The 6,501-nt window shown below is 37.2% G+C and carries 6 protein-coding genes; 4 read left to right on the top strand and 2 right to left on the bottom strand.

Features of this window, described 5'->3' with window-relative positions:
• Positions 1-235: 235 nt before the first annotated feature.
• A complete protein-coding gene (locus tag ACFQ3N_RS19545) occupies positions 236-1,717 on the bottom strand; it encodes a glycine betaine uptake BCCT transporter (protein WP_390364772.1) in 1,482 nt (493 codons plus the stop codon).
• Positions 1,718-1,904: 187 nt separating this feature from the next.
• Between ACFQ3N_RS19545 and ACFQ3N_RS19540 the strand changes: the two genes are divergently transcribed.
• Complete coding sequence (locus ACFQ3N_RS19540; RefSeq protein ID WP_390364769.1) at positions 1,905-3,590, top strand: diguanylate cyclase domain-containing protein; 1,686 nt, start codon at positions 1,905-1,907, stop codon at positions 3,588-3,590.
• Positions 3,591-3,648: 58 nt separating this feature from the next.
• On the opposite strand, the gene ACFQ3N_RS19535 is transcribed toward ACFQ3N_RS19540, so the two are convergent.
• Complete coding sequence (locus tag ACFQ3N_RS19535; RefSeq protein WP_390364767.1) at positions 3,649-3,786, bottom strand: hypothetical protein; 138 nt, start codon at positions 3,784-3,786, stop codon at positions 3,649-3,651.
• A gap of 73 nt (positions 3,787-3,859) precedes the next feature.
• Between ACFQ3N_RS19535 and ACFQ3N_RS19530 the strand changes: the two genes are divergently transcribed.
• The 3 genes from ACFQ3N_RS19530 (at position 3,860) to ACFQ3N_RS19520 (ending at position 6,420) form a co-directional block, all read left to right on the top strand.
• Positions 3,860-4,510, top strand: a complete 651-nt coding sequence (locus tag ACFQ3N_RS19530) for a YczE/YyaS/YitT family protein (protein ID WP_390364765.1) — start codon at positions 3,860-3,862, stop codon at positions 4,508-4,510.
• 38 nt (positions 4,511-4,548) lie between these two features.
• Positions 4,549-5,499, top strand: a complete 951-nt coding sequence (locus ACFQ3N_RS19525) for a cation diffusion facilitator family transporter (protein ID WP_390364763.1) — start codon at positions 4,549-4,551, stop codon at positions 5,497-5,499.
• A 255-nt stretch (positions 5,500-5,754) separates the two neighbouring features.
• Positions 5,755-6,420, top strand: a complete 666-nt coding sequence (locus tag ACFQ3N_RS19520) for a hypothetical protein (RefSeq protein ID WP_390364761.1) — start codon at positions 5,755-5,757, stop codon at positions 6,418-6,420.
• The last annotated feature ends 81 nt before the right edge of the window (positions 6,421-6,501 follow it).

Below are 6,501 nucleotides of genomic sequence, written 5' to 3'. Positions count from 1 at the left end.
AAAGCAAAAAGTGCTTAGCTTTAATTTCAGTTTATGCCTTAACTTGGAAGTATGAATAATTCAGGTTTATACTATATGTGAAGACTGTGAAGGAAAAGGAGAGGTAGAGAATAGACTCTTATTCCTTAGCTTTAAAAAGAAATGTCCGACATGTAGTGGAGAAGGAAGAAATGAAAATCAATTAAATACTGATTATTGAATAGGAAAGGAGCTACATTATAACTATGTAGCTCCTTTAATGTATTTTACCTTTATCTTTTCGTAATGTTTTATATAGAGAGTAAATCATAAGTAACATGATAATGGAGAACGGAAATGCTGCTGAAATTAATGCATTCTGTAAAGCTTGAAGGCCGCCTGTATATAAAAGAACTGCAGCTATCGCTGATTGGGCGATGCCCCATACAAACCGAACCATTGTCGGAGGATCTGAGGACCCGTTTGTCGTTTGCATACCTAATACAAAGGTAGCAGAATCAGCTGATGTGATGAAAAATGTACCAATTAGTAATACGGCCAATATAGATAAGATAAAACTAAAGGGAAGTTGATCAAACACTCCAAATAATACTTGTTCATCAGGAAGACTGGCGATATCTGCACCATTGTTTTGTGCTTGAATACCTGTTATACCAAATGTTGAGAACCAGAGGAAACTAACAACAGACGGAACAATTAATACACCTGATAAGAATTCACGAATGGTTCGTCCTTTTGATATTCGGGCAATGAAGATGCCGACAAACGGTGCCCATGCTATCCACCAAGCCCAAAAGAAGACAGTCCAGTTGGTAATCCATTGACGTTCATCATCATTGTTTGGCGAAATACGCACACTTTCTGTAGGCAGACTTTGAATGTATGCCCCGATAGTATCGGTAAAAGAATTTAAAATGTAAAGGGTTGGACCAATAATTAATGTAGCAAAAAAGAGAATACCAGATAGCCCCATATTGGCATTACTTAAGTATTTAATTCCTTTACTAAGGCCTGTGTAGGTGGAAATCATAAACAATACAGTTACAACGAAAATGATAATTAATTGTACCCAAAATTCGTTAGCTATACCAAACAAATAGGAGAAACCACCGTTGATCTGAGTCGCACCAAATCCTAATGTTGTCGCTACACCAACTATGGTTGCAAACACGGCAATGACATCAATTGCTTTTCCCCAGGCTCCATTCATTCGTTCACCAAAAATCGGTTCCAGTGTAGCACTTATTAGTCCAGGTTTATCGTGGCGAAATTTGAAATAAGCGAGCACTAGAGCAACAACTGCATAAATTGCCCAGGCATGAACGCCATAATGAAAGAATGTTATTCGCAATGAATCCTCAAGCGCCTCTGTTGTGCCAGGTTCAGCAAGTGGTGGAGTTTTGATATAGTGAGAAATAGGTGAAGCGGCACCGAAAAACACTAGTCCAATTCCCATGCCTGCACTGAATAACATCGCAAACCAGGTAGGATAGCTAAAATCTGGTTTATCATCAGGCTTGCCAAGCTTGAGTTTCCCATATGGACTGAATATAAGGTATAGGCAGAAGACGACAAACAGTGAAACGATTATTAAATAGTACCAGCCAAAGTGAATGGATATGTAGTTTTGAAGTGCAGCTGAATAGTTTTCAAAACGAACCGGAGCAATAGAACCCCAAACAGATAGAGCTAATGTAAGTGCCAAAGTAATATAAAAAACGGAAGTTACTTTTTTCATATAGGCCCCTCTTTCTGTATGTAGCTACATGAAGTAATACTTCCTTTAGTATTTCTCTAATAGGAAAGATATTATACGCAGTGAAAAAACTAGTAAAAAGGTACTAGAAAACATTTCTAATAAGTATATAATAGAAGTATGAAGATTATTTTTATAAAATTATAAATATTGAAGGGAGGAGTCAAGTGTGGACAGTGATAAAGGATTCTTTCTTAATAAAGTATTGATGAATGGCATAAAAGAAATGGTTTTTGTGATCAGTGTCGATAAAGATTCTAATTTTTTCTATAAATTTCTGAACCAAACAGTCTTGGAAAGAACTATTCTTACTAAAGATGTCATCGGGAAATCCATTCAAGAAGTATATCCAAAAAAAATAGCAGATCATTTAATAGAAAAATATACGGAAGTATTAAAAACTCAAGAAAGTCTCACATATGAAGATATCTATGAATCTTCATACGGCACTAAGCATTCTGAAACAACATTGACTCCTCTTTACGAAGAACAGGATAACGGCGTGTACATTGTTGCATTAGTAAAAGACATAACGAAAAGAAAACTTACAGAATTAAAAATACAACAATCAAGGGATGCTCTAGACATTAACAAACAAAAATATCGTTCCTTGTTTGATTACAATTTGGATGGCATTTTATCTATTGATTTAAATGGTAATATTTTAAATGGTAATAAAGCAGTCGAAACTGTTTTTGGATGTAAAGCAGAGGAATTTATTGATCGTCCATATTCAAAATTGATCACAAGTCAGAACTTAGAAGAAGCAGAACAAAGTTTTAAAGATGCGCTCAATGGCAAGCCAAAAAGCCGGCAACTAACCATACTCCATTCATCTGGTGAAACCATTGAGGTCATCATGAAATTTACTCCTATCATAGTAAATGAAGAAATAGTAGGGATTTATGGAATCTTTAAAGATATAAACGAACAAATAAAATTAGGCAGAAAATATAAGGAAAGTGAGGATCTGTCACGGATTATTACGGAAAACTCAAATGACCTAATCACCATTATTAATAGTGATTATGAAATCGTTTATGTTTCACCATCTTATAAAAAAGTTTTAGCGTTTGATGACACAGAATATATTAGGAATTCCTTTCTTCACAATGTTCACCAAGAGGATGCAAATGCCATACAAGAGTCGTTTGTCACGTCGATTAAAAATCATCAACCATGGAAAGAACAATTTAGACAAATGCACGGAAATGGAGATTGGATCTGGTCAGAGTTACATGGGTCGCCAGTTTATGATGAAAAAGATCGATTTGTCCATATGGTAGTTGTGTCAAGGAATATTACACTGCGTAAAGATTATGAACTAAAGCTTCAGTATATGGCTTACCATGATCCTTTAACTGAACTGCCTAATCGCCGTTTATTTATGGATCAATTAACATTACAGTTACAAAAGGTGATGGAAACAGATGATCGACTAGCTTTGATTATGATGGACTTAGATGAGTTTAAAAAGATAAATGACAAGTTTGGACATGATATGGGTGATAAAGTAATACAGGAATTTGGTAAACGAATTAATGAAATTATTCGTGATGAGGACATGCTGGCAAGACTTGGTGGAGATGAATTTATTGTTTTATTACCCGATATATCCTCAAGTGAAGATGTAGAAGAATTGGCCAAGCGAATCATTGATAATATGAATGAACCGTGGTGTGTAGATGGTCAAGTAGTAGTAACAACGACAAGTATGGGAATTGTCATTTCACCACCACAGAAATCTATAACACCGAATGATATTTGTAAATATGCTGACAAGGCACTTTATAATGCAAAAGAAGATGGTAAGAACAACTATAAAGTGTATGACTTTCAAGAAGTAGAAGCTTAGCCAGTTGAATTGGTTAAGCTTCGTTTTTCGCTTAAATGCCACTATTTAGTAAATGCAATCAGTAATTCATTAGATTAGGAATGATGCTTACTAATAAAATAGCCCACTCTCCTGTTACAATCGACAGAATGGTACAAATAATAGTAGTTATTCCAATAATACTAATTCCCAACATTAAGTTTACATTATCATTCATATTAAAACCTTGCATCTTCTTTTAAAATACTTCAATATAATGTTATTACATACACATTGAAAGAAGGATATATATGTTGATGATGACTCGCTGGTCCTTGTTCTTTTTGGGACTTATGGTATTTAGTTTAGGAATTACTATATCGATAAACGTCCAGCATTTAGGAATACACCCATGGGATGTATTAAATGTAGGACTTTATGAAAAAATAGGATTATCTATAGGTACATGGGCAATCATAATTGGGTTCATATTAATCATCGTTTCCTGGATTCTTGATAAGAGTTACATTAAGCTTGGTACATTTTTCAATGCCGTGCTCATTGGAGTGTTTGTTGATCTTTTTTTATGGCTTGATTTTTTACCTACAGCAAGTCACACGTGGACAGATTACCTCATTATTGTCACAGGAATTGTCATTATGGGTTTTGGCGGAGGCATGTATAATGCTGCAGGCGTTGGATCTGGCCCAAGAGATGGATTTATGTTATCGATTTCTGATAAATTAAATGCGCCAATCAGCAGGGTTCGAATTATTACGGAGAGTTCTGTATTAGTCATTGGTTTACTATTAGGTGGACCAGTTTTTGTATTTACGTTTATTTTTACATTTATTCAAAGTCCTATATTTCAACATTCTTATTACGCGTTTCGTAGATTTATTGATGACTTAGATAAGAAATTTGTCGATAAAGAACTGCCACATTCTAGAGCGAGTAGTTAATAAACCGTTATTAGTAAAATAATTGGGAGGCTAACTAAATGAGCCTGATGGAAAAGATTAAAAAGGGCAATACATCATCTGGGATAGCAGCACTCGGAAATACATTTTTAGTTATCATTAAAGCAATTGCTGCAGGACTTAGTGGAAGTGGTACGATGTTTGCCTCTGCTATGCATTCTTTAGCAGACGCTGTTAACCAGGGATTCGTATTTTTCGGAAGTGTACTGGCAGAGTTCCCATCATCTAAGCGGTTTCCTACTGGTTTTGGTCGTGTCATCAACATCTTTTGTATGGTGGCTGTTATTGTTGTAACTGTGATGGCGTATGAAACAATTATGAAAGGATGGCATTTAATTCAGGACCCGTCTGAAGCTAGTGACTTTCTTTTAAATATAATTGTTCTTATTGCAGCCCTTTTGATTGATGGGTTCATTTTATTTAAAGCAATGAAAGAAATCGCTAAAGAAACACACGCAGATAGCTCGAACGGAGTCATCCTAACCGCTTTTAAAGGTGTTGGAAAAGCATCCCCAGCGACACGACTTGTTTTTTACGAGGATTTAGTTGCAACATCTGGCGCTGTCCTTGCAATGATTGGAATTGTTATGGTTCAATTTTTTGAGATCCTTGTAGCGGACGGAGTCTTCACGATTATCATTGGTTTATTAATGGTTTACGTAGCCTTTCGAGTTGGTTATGACAATATGATTGGACTAATTGGCGTTGCAGCACCTGCAGATGTAGAAAATAAGCTTACTGGTTTGTTATTAGAGGATGAAATGGTTGTAGACATTTATCGCATTCGGATTATCCAGGAAGGCCGTATGTTTCATGTTGAAGGAACCGTTGAACTGAAGAAAGGCTTATCACTAGCGGATGCCGACGATATAAAATTTCGCCTAACCGACAAATTGCTGCGAACACCTGAGGTTGCGGATGTAGTCTTGGGAATTATAGAAGATGACGATAAGGAAAGTTGGAAAGAGTGAGGCAGGACAGGTGTAGCGCCTGTCTTTTTTTGTTGTCTTGATGCGTGAAGGTGGGTTTGATCATCAGAGCGGAAAATCGATCAAGAGCGCTGGGGTCGATTAAGAGAGTGGAAAATCGATCAAGAGCGCTGGGGTCGATTAAGAGAGTGGAAAATCGATCAAGAAAGCTGGGAATCGATCGACAGAGCGGTAAGTCGATCAGCAGAACGGAAAATCGATCGACAGCCCAGAAAATCGATCAAGCAACATCCGAAAATGATCAAGAGCAGTCCGTTTTCGATCAACAGAGTCGAAAATCGATCAAGAAAGCTGGAAATCGATCGACAAAGCGGAAAGTCGATCAGCAGAACGGAAAATCGATCGACAGCCCAGAAAATCGATCAAGCAACATCCGAAAATGATCAAGAGCAGTCCGTTTTCGATCAACAGAGTCGAAAATCGATCAAGAAGCCTGGAAATCGATCGACAGTCCAGAAAGTCGATCAAGCAACATCCGAAAATGATCAAGAGCAGTCCGCTTTCGATCAACAGAGTCGAAAATCGATCAAGAAAGCTGGAAATCGATCGACAAAGCGGAAAGTCGATCATCAGAACGGAAAATCGATCGACAGAGCGGAAAGTCGATCAGCAGAACGGAAAATCGATCGACAGCCCAGAAAATCGATCAAGCAACATCCGAAAATGATCAAGAGCAGTCCGCTTTCGATCAACAGAGTCGAAAATCGATCAAGAAAGCTGGAAATCGATCGACAAAGCGGAAATTCGATCAGCAGAACGGAAAATCGATCGACAGCCCAGAAAATCGATCAAGCAACATCCGAAAATGATCAAGAGCAGTCCGTTTTCGATCAACAGCGCAGGAAATCGATCAAGAGCGTGGAAAATCGATCGACAGCGCCAACATTCGAACAACGATGCTAAAAACTAATCATCAAGTAAGATAACTTTCACCAACATAAAAACGGGCCCATCTAATGGCCCGATTGAAAGTATGCAATTTTA

This window comes from Virgibacillus byunsanensis, assembly GCF_042675965.1.
Taxonomy (GTDB): domain Bacteria; phylum Bacillota; class Bacilli; order Bacillales; family Amphibacillaceae; genus Virgibacillus_R; species Virgibacillus_R byunsanensis.
Note: the sequence above shows the minus strand (reverse complement) of the source record. Positions and strands in the feature narration are given on the sequence as shown.